20 protein-coding genes and 1 pseudogene are annotated in these 24078 nt (G+C 37.6%); 13 read left to right on the top strand and 8 right to left on the bottom strand.

Going from position 1 to position 24078, the window contains the following annotated elements; genetic code table 11:
- The first annotated feature begins 4 nt into the window (after positions 1-4).
- From AC056_RS14545 to pyrF, 6 genes are all read left to right on the top strand, one after another.
- The gene (locus tag AC056_RS14545) at positions 5-445 is read left to right on the top strand and encodes an SRPBCC family protein (protein ID WP_077164012.1); all 441 of its coding nucleotides are present in this window, start codon (positions 5-7) and stop codon (positions 443-445) included.
- Between the two features lie 10 nt (positions 446-455).
- A complete protein-coding gene (cmk, locus tag AC056_RS14540; RefSeq protein ID WP_019459000.1) occupies positions 456-1142 on the top strand; it encodes a (d)CMP kinase in 687 nt (228 codons plus the stop codon).
- Between the two features lie 104 nt (positions 1143-1246).
- Positions 1247-2920: a 30S ribosomal protein S1 gene (gene rpsA / locus AC056_RS14535; protein ID WP_002050239.1), complete on the top strand. Its 1674-nt coding sequence runs from the start codon at positions 1247-1249 to the stop codon at positions 2918-2920.
- A gap of 156 nt (positions 2921-3076) precedes the next feature.
- On the top strand, positions 3077-3379 hold the full coding sequence (locus AC056_RS14530; protein ID WP_004701961.1) for an integration host factor subunit beta: 303 nt from the start codon (positions 3077-3079) through the stop codon (positions 3377-3379).
- 23 nt (positions 3380-3402) lie between these two features.
- Positions 3403-3768 carry a lipopolysaccharide assembly protein LapA domain-containing protein gene (locus AC056_RS14525; protein WP_004701960.1) on the top strand — a complete coding sequence of 122 codons (366 nt, stop codon included), beginning with the start codon at positions 3403-3405 and terminating at the stop codon, positions 3766-3768.
- Between the two features lie 169 nt (positions 3769-3937).
- A complete protein-coding gene (gene pyrF, locus AC056_RS14520) occupies positions 3938-4636 on the top strand; it encodes an orotidine-5'-phosphate decarboxylase (RefSeq protein WP_049063992.1) in 699 nt (232 codons plus the stop codon).
- On the opposite strand, the gene AC056_RS14515 is transcribed toward pyrF, so the two are convergent.
- Both AC056_RS14515 and AC056_RS14510 read right to left on the bottom strand, forming a co-directional pair.
- A complete protein-coding gene (locus AC056_RS14515) occupies positions 4633-5544 on the bottom strand; it encodes a lysine exporter LysO family protein (protein ID WP_077164011.1) in 912 nt (303 codons plus the stop codon). The genes pyrF and AC056_RS14515 overlap by 4 nt on opposite strands.
- Before the next feature lie 46 nt (positions 5545-5590).
- Positions 5591-7138: a flavin-containing monooxygenase gene (locus AC056_RS14510; protein ID WP_077164010.1), complete on the bottom strand. Its 1548-nt coding sequence runs from the start codon at positions 7136-7138 to the stop codon at positions 5591-5593.
- 121 nt (positions 7139-7259) lie between these two features.
- Here AC056_RS14510 and AC056_RS14505 point away from each other — a divergent pair, with 121 nt between their 5' ends.
- The 4 genes and pseudogenes from AC056_RS14505 to AC056_RS14490 all read left to right on the top strand — a co-directional run.
- The gene (locus AC056_RS14505) at positions 7260-8279 is read left to right on the top strand and encodes an AraC family transcriptional regulator (RefSeq protein ID WP_213033502.1); all 1020 of its coding nucleotides are present in this window, start codon (positions 7260-7262) and stop codon (positions 8277-8279) included.
- Positions 8280-8362: 83 nt separating this feature from the next.
- Positions 8363-9505 carry a cell division protein ZapE gene (gene zapE / locus AC056_RS14500; RefSeq protein WP_004701955.1) on the top strand — a complete coding sequence of 381 codons (1143 nt, stop codon included), beginning with the start codon at positions 8363-8365 and terminating at the stop codon, positions 9503-9505.
- 370 nt (positions 9506-9875) lie between these two features.
- The gene (locus AC056_RS14495) at positions 9876-12041 is read left to right on the top strand and encodes a malate synthase G (protein WP_077164009.1); all 2166 of its coding nucleotides are present in this window, start codon (positions 9876-9878) and stop codon (positions 12039-12041) included.
- 98 nt (positions 12042-12139) lie between these two features.
- Positions 12140-12252 (top strand): annotated as a pseudogene (locus tag AC056_RS14490) (GNAT family N-acetyltransferase); the annotation flags it as partial.
- A gap of 84 nt (positions 12253-12336) precedes the next feature.
- Here AC056_RS14490 and AC056_RS14485 read toward each other — a convergent pair.
- The 6 genes from AC056_RS14485 to AC056_RS19395 all read right to left on the bottom strand — a co-directional run bounded on the left by AC056_RS14485 (position 12337) and on the right by AC056_RS19395 (position 18260).
- Positions 12337-12750, bottom strand: a complete 414-nt coding sequence (locus AC056_RS14485) for an ExbD/TolR family protein (RefSeq protein WP_039251386.1) — start codon at positions 12748-12750, stop codon at positions 12337-12339.
- A gap of 19 nt (positions 12751-12769) precedes the next feature.
- A complete protein-coding gene (locus AC056_RS14480) occupies positions 12770-13192 on the bottom strand; it encodes an ExbD/TolR family protein (RefSeq protein ID WP_004701951.1) in 423 nt (140 codons plus the stop codon).
- Between the two features lie 15 nt (positions 13193-13207).
- A complete protein-coding gene (locus tag AC056_RS14475) occupies positions 13208-14089 on the bottom strand; it encodes a MotA/TolQ/ExbB proton channel family protein (protein WP_077164008.1) in 882 nt (293 codons plus the stop codon).
- Between the two features lie 41 nt (positions 14090-14130).
- Positions 14131-14844: an energy transducer TonB gene (locus AC056_RS14470; protein WP_077164007.1), complete on the bottom strand. Its 714-nt coding sequence runs from the start codon at positions 14842-14844 to the stop codon at positions 14131-14133.
- Positions 14845-14953: 109 nt separating this feature from the next.
- The gene (locus tag AC056_RS14465) at positions 14954-17626 is read right to left on the bottom strand and encodes a TonB-dependent receptor (protein WP_139344665.1); all 2673 of its coding nucleotides are present in this window, start codon (positions 17624-17626) and stop codon (positions 14954-14956) included.
- 520 nt (positions 17627-18146) lie between these two features.
- Positions 18147-18260: a hypothetical protein gene (locus tag AC056_RS19395; protein WP_139344670.1), complete on the bottom strand. Its 114-nt coding sequence runs from the start codon at positions 18258-18260 to the stop codon at positions 18147-18149.
- Between the two features lie 142 nt (positions 18261-18402).
- On the opposite strand from AC056_RS19395, the gene AC056_RS14455 reads away from it, so the two are divergent.
- From AC056_RS14455 to AC056_RS14445, 3 genes are read left to right on the top strand one after another with little or no spacing between them, the layout of a single operon-like run.
- Complete coding sequence (locus AC056_RS14455; protein ID WP_077164236.1) at positions 18403-20193, top strand: ABC transporter substrate-binding protein; 1791 nt, start codon at positions 18403-18405, stop codon at positions 20191-20193.
- A 15-nt stretch (positions 20194-20208) separates the two neighbouring features.
- Positions 20209-22032: an ABC transporter substrate-binding protein gene (locus tag AC056_RS14450; protein ID WP_077164005.1), complete on the top strand. Its 1824-nt coding sequence runs from the start codon at positions 20209-20211 to the stop codon at positions 22030-22032.
- Positions 22033-24066 (top strand): M3 family metallopeptidase, encoded by a 2034-nt coding sequence (locus tag AC056_RS14445; protein ID WP_077164004.1) that lies wholly within the window; start codon positions 22033-22035, stop codon positions 24064-24066.
- Positions 24067-24078 lie beyond the last annotated feature (12 nt).

Below are 24078 nucleotides of genomic sequence, written 5' to 3'. Positions count from 1 at the left end.
TTTCATGCGTAATGTAATTACTATACAAAAAGAATTTAATGCTCCGCTGTGTGATGTATTTAACCTGCTTTCTAAACATGCAACTTACAACAAGGCATTTGCTCCACTACAAGTTGTACGTGTGAAAGACTCAGCAGATCCTGAAAGACCAGATGGGGTTGGTTCTATTCGTCGTATGGGATTTGGTGCGATTAAACCGCTTAAAGAAGAAATTACACATCTCGAAGAAAACAAGCGTATTGAATATAAATTGATTGATAATCCTTTAATTAAACATCATTTAGGCCGTCTCGAGTTTTCTGAAATTACCCCTTATATTACTTTGGTCACTTATCGCATCGAATTAACAGCAAAAGCTCCTGTTGTAAGTAAATTAATTCTTGCACAGCTAAAACTAGCGATTACACTAGGCTTTTCGAGATTAGCTAAAGCATTTGCTTCTTAGTGAGAGTTCAATGACAGTTCAAATTATTACTATTGATGGTCCGAGCGGTTCGGGTAAAGGAACATTAGCGGCAAAACTTGCTGCGTATTATCAATTTCATTTACTTGACTCTGGTGCCTTGTATCGTTTGTTAGGGTTGTCATTACATAAACATGATTTGTTAGAAAAATTAGATAGCCATTTAGATGAGTGTGTGAATTACGCTCGTCAGCTTAATATCAAGTTTGAAACCTCACCTGAGGGAACATTAGTTTTCCTTGATGGAGAAGATGTATCGCAAACCATCCGCACAGAGCGAGTTGGTGAATATGCATCTAAAGTTGCAGCAATTCCTGAACTTAGACAAGCACTTTTTGATCGTCAAAGAGCATTTGCGCAAACTCCAGGTTTAGTTGCAGATGGCCGAGATATGGCAACATCAATTTTCCCAGAAGCTAATGCAAAAATTTATCTGACAGCTTCGGCTGAGTCGCGTGCTGAGCGAAGAGTAAAACAGTTGCAGGGCATGGGGCTAGATGCTAAAATAAACGACATTTTAGCTAATATACAAGCGCGTGACAAAAGAGATATGGAGCGAGAAGTTGCTCCTCTCAAGCCAGCCGCAGATGCTTATATTATTGATAGTTCGGAATTAACGATCGATCAAGTATTTAAGTTAATGGTTGATTATGTCAATAGCCGTACTGTTAGCAACTAAGATTATCAGTTGACGCATAGCTTGATCAGTCTATAAAGACTATGTTGATACTTAACTAAACCGGCCTTGTCTGATCCAAGACCGCTGAATTTATCAGGTATATCATGACCGAATCTTTTGCAGCCCTCTTTGAAGAAAGTGAATTAAACCTCAACGTTGAAAAGGGTGCAGTCATCCAAGGTGTTGTTGTAAACATCGATAGCGACTGGGTTACTGTTGACACTGGCCTTAAATCAGAAGGCATTGTTGATCGTGCTGAATTTTTAAATGAACAACGTGAACTTGAAGTTCAGGTTGGCGATACTGTTGACGTAGTTGTTGAAGCTCTTGACAACGGTATGGGTCAAACAGTTTTATCACGTGAAAAAGCTAAACGTGCTGAAACTTGGACTAAACTTGAAAAAATCTTTGAAGATGGCGAAATCGTTACTGGTGTTATCTCTGGTAAAGTTAAAGGCGGTTTCACTGTTGACATCGGTCCTGTTCGTGCATTCTTACCAGGTTCATTAGTTGACACTCGTCCTATCCGTGACACTACTCACCTTGAAGGTAAAGAGTTAGAGTTTAAAGTAATCAAACTTGATGCTAAACGTAACAACGTTGTTGTATCTCGTCGTGCTGTTATGGAAGCTGAATCTTCTGCTGACCGTGAAGCATTACTTGCTCAACTTGAAGAAGGTCAAACAGTTACAGGTACTATCAAGAACCTTACTGATTACGGTGCATTCGTTGATCTTGGCGGTATTGATGGTCTTCTTCATATCACAGATATGGCTTGGAAGCGTATCAAGCATCCTTCAGAAGTTGTTGAAGTTGGTCAAGAAGTTACTGTTAAAGTACTTAAATTTGACCGTGAACGTAACCGCGTATCTTTAGGCCTTAAGCAATTAGGCGAAGATCCATGGTTAGCGATCATGAGCCGTTACCCTAAAGGTTCTATCGTTAAAGCACGTGTTACTAACTTAACTGACTACGGTTGTTTCGCTGAAATCGCGGAAGGCGTTGAAGGTTTAGTACACGTTTCTGAAATGGACCACACTAACAAAAACATCCACCCATCTAAAGTTGTTCAGATCGGTGACGAAGTTGATGTTATGGTTCTTGAAGTTGACGAAGAACGTCGTCGTATCAGCCTTGGTATCAAACAAACTCGTGCTAACCCATGGGAAGAGTTTGCTAAGTCTCATGAGAAAGGCGAAAAAGTTTCAGGCACAATCAAGTCTATCACTGACTTTGGTATCTTCATTGGTTTAAATGGCGGTATCGACGGTCTAGTTCACTTGTCTGATATTTCTTGGAACGAACAAGGCGAAGAAGCTATCCGTCGTTACAAGAAAGGTGACACAGTTGAAGCTGTTATCTTGTCTGTAGACGCTGAAGGTAACCGTATCAGTCTTGGTATCAAGCAATTGAACAGCGATCCGTTCAATGATTTCTTAGCTGCTAACGAACGTGGTGCTTTAGTTAAAGGTACTGTGACTGCAGTTGATGCTCGTGGCGCAACTGTTAAGTTAGCTGACGAAGTTGAAGCAACTCTTAAAGCTTCTGAAATCAACCGTGACCGCGTTGAAGATGCGACTAAATTCTTAGAAGTTGGTCAAGAAGTTGAAGCGAAAATCATCAACGTTGATCGTAAATCTCGCTCTATCAACTTGTCTATCAAAGCGAAAGACGAAGCTGAAGAGAAAGAAGCAGTTGCTAACTTACGTACAGCATCAGCTTCTCAAGAAAATGGTCCTAAGACTATTGGTGACTTGATCAAAGCACAAATGAAGTAATAAGTTAACAAAGTACAGTTTCATGTAACGAAATTGTACTTTTTATACAAATTACTGTAAACGGTAGCGTAGTATTCAACATACTGCGCTACCGTTTTGTATTTAAACAGGTTATTATCAAACGACTTAGAGTAGTAATAAATAACGAGGTCGTAGATGACTACTGAAGCTCTTAATAAGTCTGATTTAATCGAACGCATTTCGCTAAAAAATCCACACTTGGCTGAACCTTTAGTGGAAGAAGCGGTTAAAATCATGATTGATCAAATGATTGAAGCTCTTTCGACGGACAACCGTATTGAAATCCGTGGTTTTGGTAGCTTTGCTTTACATCACCGTGAACCTAGAGTTGGTCGCAACCCTAAAACTGGTAAGTCAGTTGATGTTGCAGCAAAGGCGGTTCCGCACTTTAAACCAGGTAAAGCACTACGTGATGCAGTGAATGAATCTGGAAAATAAATAAAAACTCATAAGGGGTGCCTATGCGTTATATTCTAATTGCATTACTCATTATTTTATTTGGCTATTCTTTAGCACTTGTTTTGCAGAACCCAACAGAACTTCCTGTTGATTTATTATTTACTCAAGTTCCAGCAATGCGTTTAGGGCTATTATTGTTGCTTACCTTAGCACTTGGAATTGTGGTTGGACTTTTATTAGGTGTGCAAGTTTTCCGAGTCTTTCAAAAAGGCTGGGAAATCAAACGTCTTCGCAAAGATATTGATCATTTGAGAAAAGAACAAATTCAAACTGCTCAATTGGCAGCGGCAGAAGCAGCTGCAAATGTAAGACATGAAAAAACTGTTGTAGATATTTATCCGCAAGATAAAAACTCTACTCCGTTATAATTATTCTTGATACTACTCTTTATCCAGTTATAAAGAGTAGTATTTTTCATTTCTGTATTTCAATTACTAAATAAATTTAAAATCAATATTTTCTTATTCAAAAACTTGTCTCAATAGATTTCTTTATTAGTAGCTGACTTGTCTATTATAATAGCGCTGATTTTATGTGATGGAAGAAAGTCTCTTGAGTATCATTGTTGCGTTGGATGCTAAAAGCCAATATGACGCTTTAAAAATTGTTGAACAACTTGATCCTACGTTATGCCGTGTGAAAGTAGGTAAAGAGCTTTTTACTCATGAAGGCCCATCTGTTGTAAAAAAACTTCAAGATGAAAATTTCGAAGTTTTCCTCGATTTAAAATTCCATGATATTCCTAATACGACTGCTCAAGCTGTATGTGCTGCAGCAGATTTAGGTGTGTGGATGGTGAACGTACATGCCTCAGGTGGCCGTAAAATGATGGAAACTTGTGTTGAGCGTTTAAAGGCAGGTAATTATCAAACTCAGCTAATTGCAGTAACAGTTTTAACTTCAATGGGGCGTGAGGACTTAAAAGATATTGGTTTAGATATCGAACCTGTAGAACAAGTTAAAAGATTGGCTAAACTTACCAAAGACAGTGGTTTAGATGGTGTGGTCTGTTCTGCTCAAGAAGCTAAAATTCTCCGTGAGTTAATTGGACAAGATTTTTCTTTAGTTACTCCGGGAATACGTCCAGAAGGTAGCAATGCCGATGACCAAAAACGTATTGTGACTCCAAAACAAGCAATGCTTGATGGTTCTACTCATTTAGTTATTGGTCGCCCGATTACTAAAGCAGAAGATCCAACTGAGATGTTGAAATCAATTCTTGCTTCAATTGCTTAAAAGTTTAAAAACACAGTAATTAAAAGTGGAGCGAGCAGGCTTAAAAGTAAGCCACTCATCATGGCGTGTGGTACATAATGTGTGCCACATGACTGTTTTACCATAGCTAATGTTACATCCATTGACGTAGCGCCAGCGCTTGAGATTGCTGGACGCGGAAAACGCCATCCCATTGTATACATCAGTAAAATTGCCACTATTTCTCTAAATAGATCTGTAAGTAAAGCAATTCCGCCTAACTCGGCTGAATGTAACTGTGTAAATAAAATCCCCGACATTGAATACCAGCCATAGCCTTGAGCCAAGGCTAGCATTTCGTTGAGTGTAAAATGTTTACCTAGTAAGAAATAGTTGAGAAACCCAGCTATACATGAACCTATAAAAGCAGCCAATGGCACAATAAGGATTTTCCAGCTTAACCATGTTCGATTAAAATGAGTAAAAGCTAATTCGATACCAATCAGAAAAATAAAAACTAATAACAAGTACCAGCTATTAAATGGAATATGTACATTTAATCGAGTTAAAAAAATACCTAAAATGATACCTACAGCTAAAGCCAAAAATGCCTTCGCAATATTTTTTAAAGCATTTATAAAAAGTTGAAGTGAAATTTTTCCTTTTACACTTTCTTTATCAAAAACTGTATAAGCCAATAAACATGTAAAAAAGGAACCGAGTGATGTCGTGACTGCAATTAATAGGGCAGGTGGCAGTATGGTAGAAGGATTGTTAATTTGATCAAGCGCAAGCGTTAATTCTAAAGCAACACTTGTGAGTAAAATATAAGAAAAATAGGGCAAAACTTTGAAAATAAATTTTCGAATATTTAACGAAAGTTTAGGGCCTAAAAAGTAACCAAAAGCTATGACAATAAAAATTTGAATAATGAGGCTAACAGATTGCATATAATAGATAGATTGTTATCAACCTATCTATTATGTATTGAACATTCTATGCTGCATAGCTTTTAGAGCATTTATTTAGCAGCAAATAATCTTTGGTATTCACTTTACGGGTTTCTAGCCAATACTTCCAAGTGTAAGTTGGCCATAAGGAAAAGTTCTTTCCATCGGCAGCCTGATACCAGCTATTACAGCCCCCAGCTTGCCATACTGTCCCTTGAAGTTGTTTCTGTATTCTTTCATTGAAAGCATCTTGGACTTCCGGTTTAATTTCTATCGCGTGTTGACCAGATTTATCGACAAGTTCAATCAGCTGTAAAATATAATTAACTTGTGACTCAATCATAAAAATAACTGAGTTATGACCTAAAACAGTATTTGGCCCAACGAGTTGGAATAAATTAGGAAAATTCTTGGTCATAATGCCATAATAACTTTCTGCACCATCTTTCCAAGCTTGTTTTAATTCAATTTGATTTCGGCCAATACAAGTAAAATGTTTTAAGTAAATACGCGGGTCGGTAATAAAACCAGTCCCATAAATCAGGCAATCGATAGGTCTTTCTTTTCCATCTTTTGTGATAATGCTGTGCTCTTTAATTTCTTGAATACCATCTGTTACTAATTCAACATTTTTACGGTTAAATGTCGGAAAGTATTTATTTGAAATAAGAATGCGTTTACAACCCATCACGAAGTCTGGTGTAAGTTTTTTAGCTAATTCTTTATCTTTGACTTGGAAACGTATAAAAGCCTCAGCTAATTTTTGCCCATATTTCATGATTTGTGGCTGAACAATTGGCACAACGCGGGATTCGTTACTCCAATAAAGGCGACTGCGATGAATTTGTCTATAAAGATTAGACGTTTTAAATAGGGCTTTACTTAAGCTTGAGTATTTGCGCTCATCTCTTGGAATCACCCATGCGGCTGTTCTTTGAAACACATATAGTTGTTTAACATCTTTTGCAATTTCTGGAATATATTGAATTGCACTACCACCTGTACCAATAGAGGCAACTGATTTACCTATAAGGTTATAGTTATGTTCCCATTGCGATGAGTGAAAGACTTTACCTTTAAACTTTTCGATGCCACGAATATGAGGGATTTGTGGAATATGTAAGGGGCCAGAGGCAAATACTATAAATTGTGCTTCGAGAGAAGGTTGATTTGTAAAATCTAGTGTCCATATCTGATGTGTTTCATCATACTGAACATGAGTAACTTCATGATTAAACTTACAGTAGTTTTTAATTTGATATTTATGAGTTATATCTTGAATATAGTCAAAAATTTCTGGTGCTTCTGCATAGCGTTTTGACCAGTCAGTTTTAGGTGCAAAAGATAAAGAATACATGTGTGACTGGACGTCACATGCAGCTCCTGGATACCGGTTTTCGCGCCAAGTTCCACCCACATCATTAGATTTTTCTAAAATAAGAAAATCGGTTTGCTTGTTCTGTAATAGACGAATAGCCATTGCAAGGCCACCGAATCCAGCACCAATAATTGCGATTTTAGTTTTTTGAATAGCGTTTTGTTTTGCACTGTGCATTGTAAACCCTGCATATGCTGTAAAGAGGATTGCAGGCAAGACTAACGTTTTTTGATCAGTTTAAACATGATTGTACCGACGCGAAAATTGATATATTCGGCAATTAATTTTATTACTTCTTTATAGTAAAACATTTCAGTCTAGGGAAATTGATAGAAGAATGAAACGATCGGCACTTGGTTTAATCTATTTAATTCAAGGAATGCGCAATGCGGGCATTGATGTCGACTCACGTTTGGCTAATATAGGCATTAAAGTAGATTCTTTGGACCCAAGTTCAACAATTCACGATAGTTTAGAGTGGGATATTCAACAAATTATTAGTGAAAATGTTGATCCTGAAAAAGGTTTGTTCATCGGACAGCACTATGCATTAGCAGGTTATGGTCCTTTATTAATGTTACTTGTAACAAGCCAAGATATACAAACTGCATTGGAAAAAGGCATACAGTATCAAAAACTCACTCATTTATTTGGTACTTTAAGTTTACAAGAAACTGAAAATCACATCATTCTGAACTATTTACCTGTCGACTTAAAAACAGAAATTGGTTTACTTCGTGCCCAGTGTGAAATTTCAGGGACTTATAAATTTATTCAAGATATTTACACCATGATGGGCTTAACAATGCCTCTTATGCGTATAGATTTGCCATTTCCCAAACCAAATAATACAGATACCATTGCTCAATATTTCTCATATTATGGAGATGATCTGCATTTTAATTCTACACATGCAGCATTTAGCCTAAGCAAGAATGTGCTTGAAATAAAAGTTCCTTCAGCGGATATCATTACTCATCGTATCTATGAAGCGAAATGTATTAAAGAAATAAAACGATTAAATGAGCAAGATCATCAAATACCACCCATTATTCAATATGTACAAGATTATCTAGAGCTACAACAAGGAATTATCCCGAGCATGGCGGAAACCGCTTTCGCTTTAAAAATGCCTGAAAGGACATTAAGGCATCAATTGCAGCAGCTTAATACGAGTTATAAACAAATTCGTGAACAGATTATTAAGAATAAGGCGCTTAAACTTATGGAATATAAAGAATATTCAATAGAAGTTATTGCTGAGTCGCTTGGCTATTCTGAACCTGCAGCTTTTAATCATGCGTTTAAAAGATGGTTTGGGCAGAGCCCTCGGCAATATGGAAAAGAGTTTTACTGAGCATAACTCTTGATGCTAAAAGCTAATGTGGTCGGACAAAATGTTCGCTATACTCTCTTCAGTTAAAATTGAAATAAAATGATATGTTAAATTTAAAATCTTCTCATAGTACTGCTTTTACTCCTTCTTCCCCAGCAGAGCGCTATGCTGAGGCATTGGCTTCAGGCCAGTTTATGGCAGATGAAGCACAAGCACAGGCAGTGCAAGAATTAGATCGTGTTTGGAAGGAACTTTTAAACCGCTATAAAGCTTCTAAGAAAGCTTTCCGTCGCTTCCGCCGCCAAACCTCTCCAAAAGGCGTGTATATGTGGGGTGGTGTAGGTCGAGGAAAAACTTGGCTTATGGATCAATTTTATGAGTCTGTGCCATTTCGTCGTAAAACACGTATGCATTTCCATCACTTTATGCAGCATGTTCATAAAGAATTAAATAAACTTTCTGGTCAACGTAATCCACTCGATATTGTGGCTGATCAAATTTATAAAGATGCGGTTGTTATTTGTTTTGATGAGTTTTTCGTTTCAAACGTAACAGATGCAATGATCTTGAGTGATTTATTCCAGAAGTTATTTGTTCGTGGAGTAACACTGATTGCTACTTCGAACATTGCACCAGACGGTTTATATAAAAATGGCATTCATCGCGACCGTTTTATACCTACCATTGAAATGGTTAAAAAGAATTGTGCTATTTTAAATGTAGATGCGGGCGTAGATTACCGTTTACGTGTTTTGAAACAAGCTCAATTGTTCAAATCGCCTTTAGGTAATGAAGCGCAAAGTTGGATATCTGAACGTTATACTGCCTTAACGCATACGCAAGCAAATTCTCAAGAACCAATTGTGATCAATAACCGTGTTGTTGAAACGCTAGGTCACACCGAAGATGTTTTATGGTGTGAGTTTTCTGAACTTTGTTTAAAGCCGCGCAGCCCAGCAGATTTTATTGAAATTGCTAATATTTATAATACAGTTCTGGTCAGCAATGTTCCGCACTTAACTGACTTCTTGTCAGAAGGAACGCGTCGATTTATTTATCTAGTCGATGAGTTTTATGACCGTGGCGTGAAATTACTCTTAACTTCTCAAGATAGTATCATTGATATCTATCAAGGCGAGAAATTAGCTTTTGAAATTGAGCGTACGCGTTCTCGTTTGTTGGAAATGCAGTCAGATGATTATTTGCATTCAGAACACCGACAAATTGATGAAGCTAAAACTTCTTAAGACGATAGTTGTGAAAAGCGCTCTAGATAGAGCGCTTTTTTTATAACAAAAAATTGATAAATTTAATTAAATAGTGCTTTTTCACAGCTTAAAGTTTGATATAACTAAATACGCTTTAGAAAAATCAGATACTGAAATTTTTTTGTTTGTTAACAAAAAGTCTAGTTTCAGTATTTTTAAATATTGAATAAATTGTTGAGAAACCTAGTTAGAATTTTAATATTTTCCTATATAGAAAAATTTATCTTTGTCAATAGTTTCGCAAGGGAAAATGCTTACTATTTAGGAATGTGATATTAGTATTCAGCTTAATTTAAATCGGTATACTAGGTTTCTCTTGGTATAAAAAGTAGCAACTTCAGGAAAGACAATGACTGCACGTATTCAAAAAGGCAAGTTAGCGATTGCTAAAGAACTTTACGATTTTATCGAAAATGAAGCTTTACCAGGTTCTGGTTTAGATAGTGAAACTTACTGGAAGAACTTTGAGCAAGTTGTTGTCGATCTTAGCCCAAAAAATAAAGCGTTATTGGCTAAGCGTGATGAATTACAAGCAAAAATTGATGAATGGCACCGTAATAACAAATTTGAATTAGGTGCTTATAAAGCGTTTTTAACTGAAATTGGTTATTTATTACCAGAAGTTGAAGATTTCCAGATCACAACTGAAAATGTAGACGAAGAAATTGCATTATTAGCAGGGCCGCAGTTAGTAGTACCTGTACGTAATGCACGTTATTGTTTAAATGCAGCAAACGCACGTTGGGGTTCTTTATATGATGCACTTTACGGCTTTGACGTAATTTCAGAAGAAGGCGGTGCTGAAAAAGGGAAAGGATATAACCCTGTACGTGGTGCTAAAGTAATCGAGTTTGCTAAAAACTTCTTAAATGAAGTTTTCCCACTTGCACAAGGCTCACACGCAGATGCAACTAAATATGCAATTGAGCAAAATAAACTTGTTGTGACTTTAAAAGATGGTACTCAAACAGGTTTAGCTCATGAAGCTCAGTTCGTTGGTTTTAATGGTGAAGAAGCAAATCCTTCAGAAGTTGTACTTTTAAGTAATGGCTTGCATGTCATTATTGAAATTGATGCGAATAGCCCAATTGGTCAAACTGATTTAGCGGGTGTTAAAGATTTAACACTTGAAGCTGCGGTTACGACGATTCAAGATCTTGAAGACTCTGTTGCAGCTGTAGATGCTGAAGAAAAAGTTGAAGGTTACCGTAACTGGTTAGGTTTAATGAAGGGTACACTTCAAGAATCTATCGAAAAAAATGGTAAAACAATTGTCCGTGCGTTAAGCAAAGACCGCGAAATTAAAAACTTAATTGGTGGAACAACAAAACTTCATGGTCGTTCACTTATGTTACTTCGTAACGTAGGTCACTTAATGACGAATCCAGCTATTTTGGTAGATGGTGAAGAAATTTTCGAAGGTATTATGGATGCATTGGTAACTCCATTGTTATCAGTTGCTGATATCCGTAGTACAAATGAAAATAAAAACTCTCGTAAAGGATCTATGTATATTGTTAAGCCAAAAATGCATGGTCCAGAAGAAGTTGCTTTTGCTGTTGAATTATTTGAACGTGCTGAGCAAGCACTAGGTTTACCAGCGAAATCTCTAAAAATCGGTATTATGGATGAAGAACGCCGTACATCTGTAAACTTGAAAAACTGTATTGCTGCAGCAAAAGACCGTACTATCTTTATTAACACTGGTTTCATGGACCGTACAGGTGATGAAATCCATACTTCTATGGAAGCTGCACCAGTTGTTCGTAAAGAAGCGGTTAAAACACAAAAATGGATTGCCGCTTATGAAAACCGTAACGTTGCAATTGGCTTGAAATGTGGTTTACAAGGTAAAGCTCAAATTGGTAAAGGCATGTGGCCAAAACCAGATAGCATGAAAGATATGTTAGCAACTAAAGCTGCTCATCCAAATGCTGGTGCTTCATGTGCTTGGGTTCCATCACCAACTGGTGCTGTACTTCATGCGATGCATTACCATCAAGTAAATGTAAAAGCACGTCAAGATCAGTTAAAAGCTGAAGAAATGTTGTCATTAGATGACTTGTTAACTCCTCCATTTGCGCCAGAAACAAACTGGTCAGCAGAAGAGATCAACAATGAACTTGAAAATAACTGCCAAGGTATTTTAGGTTACGTTGTTCGTTGGGTTGACTTAGGAGTAGGTTGTTCAAAAGTTCCTGATATCAACAACGTAGGTTTAATGGAAGACCGTGCAACATTACGTATTTCTTCTCAACACGTTGCGAACTGGTTACGTCACGGTATTGTGACTCGTGAACAAGTTGAAGAAGTGCTCAAACGCATGGCAAAAATTGTTGATGAGCAAAATGCGAATGACCCATTGTATAAACCAATGGCAGCTAATTTTGAAACGAATATTGCTTTCCAAGCAGCTTCTGACCTTATCTTTAAAGGTTGTGAACAGCCTTCTGGTTATACAGAGCCTTTACTTCATGCTGCTCGTTTAAAGTTAAAAGGTTATACAGGTGACTAATTTTAACCTGTTTTGAAAAAAGCCTCTTCGGGGGCTTTTTTATTTTCGGTATATTTTGTGCTTATAGAAAGGGAATTTATAGCTAAAAGGTTTTGCATTTGATTAGTCTAAAAGATCTTGATCGTAAGAATTGGATTCTATGTGCAAGATTATCATTGGATGAATCTCAAAAGATTATGTTACACCAAATGTATACTCTATTGGTGAGGCTTGAATATTTCGCTTCAAAAAAACGCTAACTGAAGATTCAAGTTAGCGCAGGAGTTAATAGAGTTAAATAGATTGAAAAGTAATATTAGTTACTGCTCACAATTCCAATTTTAGTGACACCTAAACGCTGTGCTGTAGCCATCACCATCGCTACATTTTTATATTCAGCCATCTGGTCTGGCTTGAGTTTGATTTGGTCTTGATCTTTTTTGGCAACAACACCTTGAAATAAAGTCTCTAGTGCTTTGCGATCAGAAACTTGTTGGTTATTCCAAAATACTTTGCCTGTTGCATCAATTCTCACATCAATCACTTCGGGTGGCTTTTCATTTGTTGGTGGCGGTGTGCCATTTGGCAGATTAATATTAATCGCGTTGTTGGGTGCAGGTATGGTAATAATAAACATAATGATGAGTACCAACATGACATCAATAAGCGGTGTCATGTTAACTTCCAACATCACATCGTCATCATTATTTGAACCAACATTCATACCCATAAGATTCTCCTTAAAATAGTTATGGGGAGGCTGGAGGGGTAGTAACAAAGGCAATTTTGCCAATACCAGCTTGTTTGGTCGTACTAATGACCTGATCTATCGCTTCAAAATGGGTAAGCTGATCTCCTCGAATATGTACCTCTGGCTGTGGTCTTTTTTGCGCCACAGCCTGTAATTTCGCTAGTAAAATTTCTTTATTTGGTACATAACTTTCATTCCAGAAAATATCTCCTTTCTTATTGACTGAGAGTTGAATATTTTCAGGCGTAGTTGCGTACGGCGTATTCTTTTCTTCTGGTAGTTTCACAGGTACTGTATGTGTAACTACTGGAATGGTAATTAGGAAAATAATAAGTAAAACCAACATGACGTCCACCAGAGGAGTCGTGTTAATTGTTCCAATCATTTCGTCTTCATCTTCAGAACCAACACTCATACCCATAATGTTTGCTCCTGATTATTTAATGCTGCGGTTAACTGAATTATTAGTATTAATTTCTCCGCTTAATAAAACTGCATGTAAATCTGAACCAAATGAACGAACGTTTTCCATCACTGCTTTATTGCGACGAGTCAACCAGTTATAACCAAGCACCGCTGGTACTGCGACTGCTAGACCAATAGCTGTCATAATCAGTGCTTCACCAACTGGGCCTGCAACTTTATCAATAGATGCCTGTCCTGAAATCCCGATAGCTGTTAACGCGTGATAGATTCCCCATACTGTTCCGAATAGACCTACGAAAGGGGCTGTAGATCCAACCGTTGCTAAAAAGGCTAAACCTCCACTTAAGTGGTTTTGTACTTTTTCAATTGAACGTTGTATTGAAATGCTTACCCAAGTATTGAAGTCAATGCGTTCAAGTAACGAACCGCCGTGTGACTTAGTTGAGTTAATTCCTTTTTCTGCAATAAATCGATAAGCGCTACTTTGTTCTAAACCTTCAGCAGCATTATCAAGAGAAGTAGCTTCCCAGAAATGTCTTTCAGCTTCTTTCCCTTGTCGTTTGACTTTTCCTTGTTGTAATAGTTTAGAAACGATGATGTACCATGTACCGATAGACATAAGTACTAATATGAATAGGGTTGATTTTGCAACTAAATCACCTTCACGCCAAAGTGCTTCTAAACCATAAGGGTTTTTAATGGTTTCACTCGTTGCAGGCTTTGGCGGTGGAGTCGGTGTGCTTGAGTTTGAGGTTGCTTCAGTCGTTGCGGTTGCAACAGGAGTATTGCTCGTTTCTTCTGCAAAAGCTGTACTTAATGGGAGCAGTGAGCAAGCTGCGATTAGGCTTGCAGAAGCGAAACGTACTAGCGGTTGAGTTGATTTTTTCATCATATTTTCTCCAATATTTTTAATTTCTGATTAATTCAATTTGTTCATTCAATTACGAAAGGATATTCAATTTCATACCAGTCCTGCTGAGGCACACCATCTTTCATTGCTGGTTTGAATGTGCATAGGCTGTAAGCTTTAGTTGCTGCCTTATCTAGAATCCTACTGCCACTCGATTTCTTTATCTTTGCTTCTATAACTTTGCCATTCGTATCAACTAAAACTCGAATGCGGACAGTGCCTTGTTCACCACTCATTTCTGCTTCACGTGGATACTCTGGTTTTTCACAACCTGCGGAACCTTCTGAAACACCACGAGTTACACCAGCTGGTTTAGGTGCTGGAGCAGCTGCAGTTGGAGCAGGCGCCGCAACTGGACTTGGTGATGGTGCACTAGGTGCAGCCGGAGCAGGAGTTGCAACTTTAGTTGGTTGAGCTATTGGAGTGTTTTTTTGCACAGGAGTCACAACTTTCTCAACCTGTTTAGGAGGCTCTGGAACCTTGGCAACTTTTTCCACCATTTTTGGCGGTTCAGGTGGTTTTTCCTTAGGTTTCGGCTCCTCCAGTTTTGGTGGTGGAGGCGGTTTAATATGCTGAATAATTTGTAATTCCACAGGTTTTTCTGCTGGTTTTTGAATATTGTTTGCTAAACCTGACATCAGAATATAGGCAACAAGAAGATGCAGAAAAATTACTGCAGCAATACCAATAAGGCGTTTGGCAGATTTATTTTCTATGTCTGTAAAAGTCATGCCCATAGTTACTCCTGAAACTGTAGACAAACAATTTTTGAAATGACTGTTTGGCTAAGAATGAGTATTTGTTCTGCAAACTAACTTTTGAGTGTTATATTTGCAGAACAACCATTTAGAACTTATATGTACCTCGTACAAAGTAAGTGCGTCCTAAAGGATCTGCGTAACGTGGGTCATATCCCATTTGGAAGTTATCAATTACATTAGAAGCAGGTGGATCTTCATCAAAAATATTCTTAATACCTGCTGTTAACTCTAGGTTTTTAAAGCCTTTGTAAGTGCCAGAAATATTGTAAGTTGTGTAATCACTTACTCTATGGTTTTGATCATTTGAGTTTTGATCTTGATAACCGCGTGAGAAGTTTTGTTGTAGGTTTAAAGCCCAATTTTCGTAGTTCCAATTCACATTGGCGGTATGTTTCCAGCGAAGAATAATTGATTGATAATCTAAGCCAGTATATGAGCCTGCAACACCTATCCATTCACCATCTGGTTCTGCTTGATATTTGTAGTCTGTGATATATGTGCCATCAATATTGAAACCAAATCGACCTGTAGCTGTCATTGGGGAAACCCAACTTAAGCCCACATCAAAACCAGATGTTTTAATGCCACCTAAATTTTGTTGTGTAGTAATAATATAATTTAGTGAGCCATCAGCATTACGTACAAATTTGTCTGCATATTTCACAGGGTCATTAAAAATAGCAGCTTCAGATAGAGTAGCAATTTGCTTGTCCACTTCTATATTGAAGTAATCGAGAGTAAAGGCTAAATTTTTAACAGGTTCAAAGACTAAGCCTGCTGTAAAAGATTTAGACTCTTCAGGATCAAGACTCTTGTTTCCACCATTTTGGCGTTTAAACTGCATATTACAGTCGCGTTCTTTTTTACCTCCAGGTTGTATAACACCTCCAGGGCAAAGTGCTGGGTCATTATATGTTGCACCAGTATTCGTTACTGAGTTTGGCCCATTAACCTCCCAAAGTGTAGGTGCTCTGAAACCTGTACTATAAGTGGTACGGAACATCAGTTGTTTAATTGGTTCCCAACGAAGTGCGAATTTTGGATTAAAGGTATCACCAAAATCATTGTAGTCATCATAACGAGCAGCAATTTGAGCTTCTAAAGTTTTGTGCAGTGGAATATGAAATTCGGTAAATACCGATTTGATATTACGATCACCCTTATTTTCTGGTTCATCTGGATCATTACCAGTACTAGGAGCAAGTCGAGCAACATCAGCAATTACTTTTGAAGTCCAATCTTCATAACGATAGCTCGCTCCAACTGCGAACCCAACATCACCCGCTGGCAATTTGAAAATAGGGCGACTAGCAGTGAAATCAACCGTGGTTGTATCTAAGTTGGCTTTTAAATATTTTCCTTCAACACCTAGTTGGTCCCATACACCTGCATCTTCAGCATTCTGAGGGCCGAATGGATTTAAGGAGCCATTGTTTAAAGCTTCTTGAGTTTTGTCATAGTTTAAATAGCCACTCAAGATAGCATCAGAAGCACTACTATGCGCATAAGTCACACCTGAATTGATATCCCAACCATGTGTTTCACCTTCAATGCCAGCAAATATTCGATGCGATTGGTTAATACTATTACTGATACGATTACCAGCTTGTGAGCGTAAGTAAAGATCGATAGGGCCCGATGTGCCAGCAAGAGCAGGAGTTATGCCATTTCCAGGATAATATTTACTGCTAGGGTCTAGTGTTAAATCAAAAAATACATCTGGCGCGACCGAGGTGGTAACCTCATTTCTTGCATATAAATATTCTGCAATCGCATTAAAATCATCATTGAGTTTAAAAGTTGCTCGACCCATTACAGAGATATCTTCTGTTTTTGGAACAATTCCAATCACAGCTTGGCTGTTATATCTGCACGTTTCTCCATCAGTACTAGCGACTAAAGGATCATTACCACAACCAGTACTCGCATAGGGATTACCTAGACCAGGAACATTAGCAGGGAATGTACCACTACTGGTTCTATTGACACCTAATTCAGGTAATATGCCCCCGCGGCGACTGACCTTACGGTCTTGGGCCATAACATCATCACCTTTTCGATAATCGATAACCCCAAAAACGTTATAGCCATTTTCATCTAGGTCACCAAAACCACCGAAAATACTATAATCTTGTTGCTCACCACCTTTTTCTTCTGGTTTTTGATATCCAGCAGTTAAGTTGAGGCCAGTAAACTGTTTTTTAGTAATGAAGTTAATAACCCCGCCAATTGCATCTGTCCCATAAATGGATGAAGCACCATCACGTAAAACTTCGATACGGTCTAACATGGCGAGTGGAATAATATTTAAATTGGTTACTCCGCTATCGTAAGCATTTGCAGCTAATCTACGCCCATTTAGTAAAATAAGTGTCTTGTTTGCCCCCAAGGCTCTCAAGTTTGCTGCTGACCCCACAGTTTTACTAGCGCCCACATTGCTAGCAGTTACGAAGTTTGATTGGTTTGCACTAATCTTGGCTAAGGCTTCTTCAGTTGATGTTACCCCTTGTTTTAAAATTTCATCAACTTTTACAACAGTAATTGGTGAAGCACTTTGAGCAGCAACGCCTTTGATTGAAGAACCTGTAACGGCAACTTTCACAACTTTTGCTGGTTTATCATCATTACTTGTTTGTTCGGTTTCTGCTGCTTGTGCCATGGTAAGACACATCATGCTTAAACTAAGGGTACTTAATTTAAGTATTGTCTTGCCGATCTTGGGGGTTACCTGAGATCGAACATTGTATTTTTTTTTCATCGTGGACGTGATCCCTTTTTGTTGTAGTTAGCGATATTGCTGGAATGTTTTTAAGCAAAGCAAGTGCCAACTATATATTTTTCTTTTTTTAGTTTATGCAAAATATTGATAAATATTGATTTTATTATGTTTGAGGGCAGTGCCTCTGTTTCTTTTGAAGTTAAATAAATTTTCCGTTTGGCAAATTTTTTTGTATTGGCTAAAAGTTTCAAATTTATTTGTATAAAAAATATACATTAATGGACAGTTCACATACTTAATAAATAAAAATGTATCGTTTTAGAACTTTATTATATGTAATGTTATACTATTTATTGTAAGATTTTTTTATATAATTTTATTTAATTATCAGTATATTAAGTTAATATTTTCTCTTAAGTATAAATGGATTAATATGATGCATAATGAATCATCAATGGATTTTTTTTGTGCATTTAAGATGTTAAATGATTAAGTTATACAAATATAATATTTGGCAAAAAGTAACTTTTATTTATATAGTTCAAACGGATTTAAGTACCTAATAAAAATATGAATTTCTAATATTCTTAAATATTTTATTATGAATACTCATAGATGGCATGAAATTCGCTTTATATTCAGTAGTTACAAAACACTGGGTACTTGAATTTATTTTTCCATTTGATCAAATAAAAAGATGATAAAGGAAAGTGAATTCCAAATCCCCAATAGGCCTATCTGCTGAAAAAAGAACTTTTCTTATGCGGATTTAGATGTTACTCAAAAGGTTAATATCTTTTAAAAAAATTAGTTATGTGGATATGAACTTGAAATTAAAATTTTTTAAGCTCGCCATTTTAAGTTTGGCTATTACATCTATTCCATGTGCTTATGCAATTACGCCAGCACAACCAAACAAGATTTTGCATGTTGCCTATGAAGCACCTGATGACGGTTTTGACATGGTTAAAACCACCAATTTCTATAGTGCAAGTATTGCAGAAGCTATTTTTGAACCTCTACTTAAATACGATTATTTAGCACGTCCACTACAACTGGTTCCTTATACGGCTGAAAGCATGCCGAAGGTTGAGCAAGACGGTAAAGTTTATATATTTAAAATTAAGCCAGGTATTTATTTTACGGATGATCCTGCCTTTAAAGGCAAACGCCGTGAATTGGTGGCCGAAGATTATGTTTATTCCATTAAACGTATTTTAGACCCTAAAAACAGAGCACCTTCCGTTTCTTTTTTGGATGGAAAATTAGTGGGTGCTGATGCAGTTGTAGCTCAAGCAAAGAAAACTGGAAAGTTTGATTATGCCGCGCCAATTGCAGGGCTTAAAGCGACTGATCGATATACTCTACAATTTACCTTAACTCGCCAAGATTTTAATTTTCCTTATATTCTTGCCTATATTACGTTTGGTAGCGTTGCTAAAGAGGTTGTTGATTATTACGGTGATCGTATCGGTATGCATCCAGTAGGTACTGGACCGTACATGTTAAGTAAATATGTTCCAAGAAGTAAGGTCGAGTTGGTTGCCAATCCTGATTATCGTGGTTTTGTCTGGAATTTTAAGTCAACAGGAACGCCTTGGGATAACCAACTTGTTAAGGAAATGTCTGGAAAGAAAATGCCGCAAGTTGGCAAGGTGGTGGTCAGTATCATTGAAGAACAACAATCAAGATGGTTAGCTTTTCAATCGGGTCAATTAGATTTTGACAAACTTACAGCAGATGCCGTTCCTCAAGCGTTAGATGGAAATCAACTTAAAGCTTCTTTTCAAAAAAGAGGCATTAAACATTTTCCATATAAAGAACCTGAAATGACCTATACCATGATGAATATGCGTGATCCGGTTATTGGGGGGGTTAGTCCAGAAAAAATTGCGCTTCGTCGAGCAATTACTTTGGCCTATGACCAAAAAGAAAGCATAAAACAGGCATATAAAGGTCAGGCAGTGAGAGCAGAAATGTTTATACCTGAAGGTGTAAACGGATATAACCCGAAGTATAAAAGTAGCGTAGGATATAATCCGCAGCTAGCAAATAAACTGCTTGATTATTATGGTTATAAAAAAGGGGCTGATGGCTATCGAACCTTACCAAATGGCAAACCTTTAGTTTTAAAAATTAATAATGAAAATAGCTCAGCATCCGTTATTCATTCTGAACTCTGGAAAAAAAATCTAGACGCGATTGGCATTCGTGCTGACTTTAAAGTAAGTAATTTTGCAGATAACTTAAAAGCCGCAACTCAATGTAAATATATGATGTGGAGCGGGGCATGGATTGCTGACTATCCCGAAGGAGATAATTTTGCACAATTATTATATGGACCAAATGCTGGACAGGGAAACCATGCTTGTTATCAGTCTAAAACATATGATGCTCTTTATACTCAGGCCATTCATTTACCCCCGCAACAACGTCTACCATATTATGAAAAGCTTAATCGCCAGATTGAAGCTGACAATCCTTGGATTATTCATGTAACTCGAATTCGTAATTGGTTGATACGCCCACAAGTTCAGGGTTTTAAACCCCACCCGATGATGAATACAAACTGGCAATATCTTGATATTACCCCCGTTAAAAAATAATTTTAGATAAAGATCATCATGACTGAAAATTTAAGACTAAAGCTCAAGCACTGTAGCGTAGGCCTATTATTTGCCGGAATGGCATTAACGGGTGCCACGACTATTTATGCCAAAAGCCCAGCAGATCCGAATAAAGTTTTACATTATACGTTCCCAACAGCTGAAACAGGTTTCGACCCAGCTTATATCCATGACTTATATTCGGCACATGTAACCACTTCAATATTTGAAACTTTATATACCTACGATTATTTAGCAAGGCCAGCAAAGCTTATTCCCCAAATCGCAACCGCTATGCCAGAAGTGAGTGCAGATGGTCTGACTTATACCATTCACATTAAAAAAGGTATTTATTTTACACCGGACCCTGTTTTTAAAGGTAAACCTAGAGAGTTAACAGCTTACGATTATGCGTACTCTTTTAAACGGTTATTGGACCCAAATTTACGTTCGCCAAATAGCTGGTTGTTGGAGAACAAAATTGAAGGTATGGATGCTTTAGTACAATCAGCCAGTAAAACAGGAAAGTTTAACTATGATCAAAGTGTGAGTGGTTTACAAACACCTGATAAGTACACCTTGGTTATTCGGTTAGTGAACCCTGACTATAACTTTCCTTTATTACTGGCACATGACCCTACAGGGGCTGTAGCGCGTGAAGTTATCGAAAAATATAAAGATAAATCTGGCTTTGTTATGGGGCATCCGGTAGGGACAGGACCTTATATGCTCAGTAAGTGGGTGCCTGCTTCGCGTATTGTTTTAAAAGCGAATCCTGATTATCGTGGTTTTACTTGGAACTTTGTAGCCAGTAGCCCTGAGGACCAAGCAATTGTAAAACGCCTCAAAGGTAAACAAATGCCTCAAATCGGCACAATTGATATTCAGGTTATGGAAGAAAACCAGTCACGATGGTTAGCATTTCAGCGTGGTGAAGTTGATATTATTCAACTTGAAGGGCAATTAGTCTCGAAAGCCATTAAAGACGGCAAGTTAAGACCTGAACTTGCAAAAGATGGTGTGCATTTATCTCGTATTGTTGATCCGGAAATTAGTTACAACTATTGGAATCTTAAGAATCCTGTTGTTGGAGGAATGAGTAAAGAAAAAATTGCTTTACGCCGTGCAATTGCAATGTCTCGTTCAATAGATCAAGAAATTAAATTAGTACGTAATAGTGATGCTGAGCGTCTACATTTTCCAGTACCGCCAGGTGTGGTGGGTTCTGATCCGCAATATAGAAGCAGTACCCCATATTCGGTCAAAGCAGCAAATCTATTATTAGATAAATATAACTATAAAAAAGATGCATCAGGTTGGCGTACACAACCAAATGGTAAGCCCCTTGTCATTGAATATATGGCGCGTAATGACAGTATTGGTCAGCAAAGCGCTGAGCTTTGGAAAAAGAACTTTGACAGTTTGAATATCCGTATGGTGTACAAGCCTATGCTCTTTTCAGACCTCATTCGGGCACAAAAACAGTGTGACGGAATGTTTGGCTCTTCTGCATGGATTGCCGATTATCCAGATGGCGATAATTTTATGCAGAATTTTTATGGCCCGAACACTCATATGACCAACTGGTCTTGCGGTTCAATACCAGAGTTTGATCAATTATACCGTCAGTCTCAACAGATTAAGCCAGGCCCAGAACGCGACGTGATTTATCGAAAAATGACACGTTTGTTAGAAGTGTATATGCCAGTGCAAGTGTTGTATGCACGTTATAGAAATATGTTGGCTCAACCAAGAATCATTGGATATAAGAAGCATCCGATTTTACATGCTGAATGGATGTACTTCGATATTGATACAAATACGAAATCTAATCATTAAATGAAAAAAATTGGAGATACGATGAAAAATAACACACTGAAAATGACTACATTATGTATGTTGACGATAGGTATAAGTCAATTTGCATCGGCAGAGACAACACGTGCAACCTTACCATTACTTAAAGCAGAGCAACTCCCAGCATGGTGTGATTCTAATTTAAAAAAAATCCAGCAAGAGATTTCAAACTTTGAAAAAACACCTGTTAAAACTGATGTTGCCGCTGCTCCAATATTAGCAAAGTGGGACAAAATTTTTGCTCATCTTGAAGATTTTTCAGGACCTGTCGGTTTATATAGTAATGTAGACCCAGACGCAAAATTACGTAAAGCAGCAGAAGACTGCGAAATCAAAATTAATCAGTTACATACCGATATATTTCAAAACTCAAAATTATATAACGTAATTAAAAATACAAAAGCGACTGATCCTATTGATAAAAAATACCGTCAGGATATTTTGGATCAGTTTGAAGACACGGGGGTTCAATTAGAACCAGCAAAACGTGCAAGAATGAAAGCCATTCTGGATGAATTGACTAAACTCGAACAAGAATATAGCCGTAATATTCGTGATAACCCTGAAAAACTTGAATTTACGCCTGAAGAGATGAAAGGTCTGCCAGAAAGTTATATTTCAGGGTTAAAGAAAAATGCCAATGGTAACTATCTATTAGGTTTTGAGTATCCTGAATATCGTCCATTTATGGAACTGGCAGATAATGATGATGCCCGAAAAAGATATCAAATCGCCTTTACACGACGTGGTACTGAACAAAACTTAAAATTACTCAAACAAGCAATAGATTTGCGTTATGAACTGGCGCAGTTATTTGGAAAAGCAAGTTATGCAGATTGGGCGTTAAAGGATCGTATGGCAAAAACGCCCGAAGCTGTAAATCAGTTTTTGGCAGAAGTACAAAAAACGGTGGCACCACTTGAGCGCAAAGAAGTAGAAGAGCTCCGTGCATTTAAAGCACAAACTTTAAAAACACCATTAGATAAAACCGAGATAACACGTTGGAGTGAAGCTTACTGGAGTGAGAAACTGCGTAAGAGCAAGTATCAAATTGATCAGGAAAAGCTTCGTGATTATTTCCCGGCTTTAGCGGCACAAAAATGGTTATTTGCTATTTCATCTGACCTTTATGGCATTGATTTTAAACCTGTCAAAGTAAAAGCATGGCAGAGCGAAGTTGAATATTACGATGTAGTCGATAAAAAGACAGGAAAGCTTCTCGGTGCTCTATATATGGATAAATTTCCTCGCGAAGGGAAATATGGTCATGCCGCCGTTTGGGGAGTATATGGTGGCAGCACTTTAACCAACCGATTGCCAGTTTCAGTACTAGTCACGAACTTTAACCGTAAAGGTTTAAATAGTGACGAGCTAGAAACTTTTGTTCATGAATTTGGTCATGCCTTACATGGCATTTTATCTAATACCCGTTATGCAAGTCAGTCTGGAACTTCTGTAGAGCGTGATTTCGTAGAAGCACCATCTCAAATGTATGAAGAGTGGGCACGCCGTAAGGAAACTTTGTCTAAAGTAGCTGATTATTGCGATCCAGCATGTCCACGAGTTGATGATGAATTAATTGCCCGTTTAAAAGCAGTACATAACTATGGGCGCGGTTTACGTTATGCACGTCAGACACTTTATGCACAGTACGATATGGCACTTCATACGGCTGATGCCTTAAAAGTAAAACCTTTAGAAACTTGGCAAAAAATGGAAGCAGCTACGGCCTTGGGATATGTACCAACAACAGAATTTCCTGGACAGTTTGGACACTTAATGGGTGGGTATCAAGCGGGTTATTACGGTTATATGTGGTCTGAGGTTTTAGCTCTCGATATGCTTTCTGCTTATGGTGACAACCTAAATAACCCACAAGTCGGGCAACGTTACCGTCAGACGATTTTATCCCAAGGTAGCCAAAAACCGGCAGCTGAGTTGGTTAAAGATTTCCTTGGTCGTGATCCTGACAATAAAGCATTCTTTAATGAAATTACTGGACAACGGGTTAAATAAGGAATTATCACT

Source organism: Acinetobacter genomosp. 33YU, from assembly GCF_001990725.1.
Taxonomy (GTDB): domain Bacteria; phylum Pseudomonadota; class Gammaproteobacteria; order Pseudomonadales; family Moraxellaceae; genus Acinetobacter; species Acinetobacter seifertii.
The sequence above is the reverse complement of the archived record's forward strand: the minus strand, read 5'-3'. Positions and strand labels throughout refer to the sequence as shown.

Excerpts from the sequence above, each read along its gene's own strand:
- AC056_RS14475 (WP_077164008.1), bottom strand. The coding sequence starts at position 14,089 with ATGATGAAAAAATCAACTCAACCGCTAGTACGTTTCGCTTCTGCAAGC.
- AC056_RS14445 (WP_077164004.1), top strand. The coding sequence starts at position 22,033 with ATGAAAAAAATTGGAGATACGATGAAAAATAACACACTGAAAATGACT.
- cmk (WP_019459000.1), top strand. The coding sequence starts at position 456 with ATGACAGTTCAAATTATTACTATTGATGGTCCGAGCGGTTCGGGTAAA.
- AC056_RS14470 (WP_077164007.1), bottom strand. The coding sequence starts at position 14,844 with ATGGGCATGACTTTTACAGACATAGAAAATAAATCTGCCAAACGCCTT.
- AC056_RS14525 (WP_004701960.1), top strand. The coding sequence starts at position 3,403 with ATGCGTTATATTCTAATTGCATTACTCATTATTTTATTTGGCTATTCT.
- AC056_RS14495 (WP_077164009.1), top strand. The coding sequence starts at position 9,876 with ATGACTGCACGTATTCAAAAAGGCAAGTTAGCGATTGCTAAAGAACTT.
- AC056_RS14545 (WP_077164012.1), top strand. The coding sequence starts at position 5 with ATGCGTAATGTAATTACTATACAAAAAGAATTTAATGCTCCGCTGTGT.
- AC056_RS14485 (WP_039251386.1), bottom strand. The coding sequence starts at position 12,750 with ATGGGTATGAATGTTGGTTCAAATAATGATGACGATGTGATGTTGGAA.
- AC056_RS14515 (WP_077164011.1), bottom strand. The coding sequence starts at position 5,544 with ATGCAATCTGTTAGCCTCATTATTCAAATTTTTATTGTCATAGCTTTT.
- AC056_RS14530 (WP_004701961.1), top strand. The coding sequence starts at position 3,077 with ATGACTACTGAAGCTCTTAATAAGTCTGATTTAATCGAACGCATTTCG.
- AC056_RS14480 (WP_004701951.1), bottom strand. The coding sequence starts at position 13,192 with ATGGGTATGAGTGTTGGTTCTGAAGATGAAGACGAAATGATTGGAACA.
- pyrF (WP_049063992.1), top strand. The coding sequence starts at position 3,938 with ATGGAAGAAAGTCTCTTGAGTATCATTGTTGCGTTGGATGCTAAAAGC.
- AC056_RS14505 (WP_213033502.1), top strand. The coding sequence starts at position 7,260 with ATGAAACGATCGGCACTTGGTTTAATCTATTTAATTCAAGGAATGCGC.
- zapE (WP_004701955.1), top strand. The coding sequence starts at position 8,363 with ATGTTAAATTTAAAATCTTCTCATAGTACTGCTTTTACTCCTTCTTCC.
- rpsA (WP_002050239.1), top strand. The coding sequence starts at position 1,247 with ATGACCGAATCTTTTGCAGCCCTCTTTGAAGAAAGTGAATTAAACCTC.
- AC056_RS14465 (WP_139344665.1), bottom strand. The coding sequence starts at position 17,626 with ATGAAAAAAAAATACAATGTTCGATCTCAGGTAACCCCCAAGATCGGC.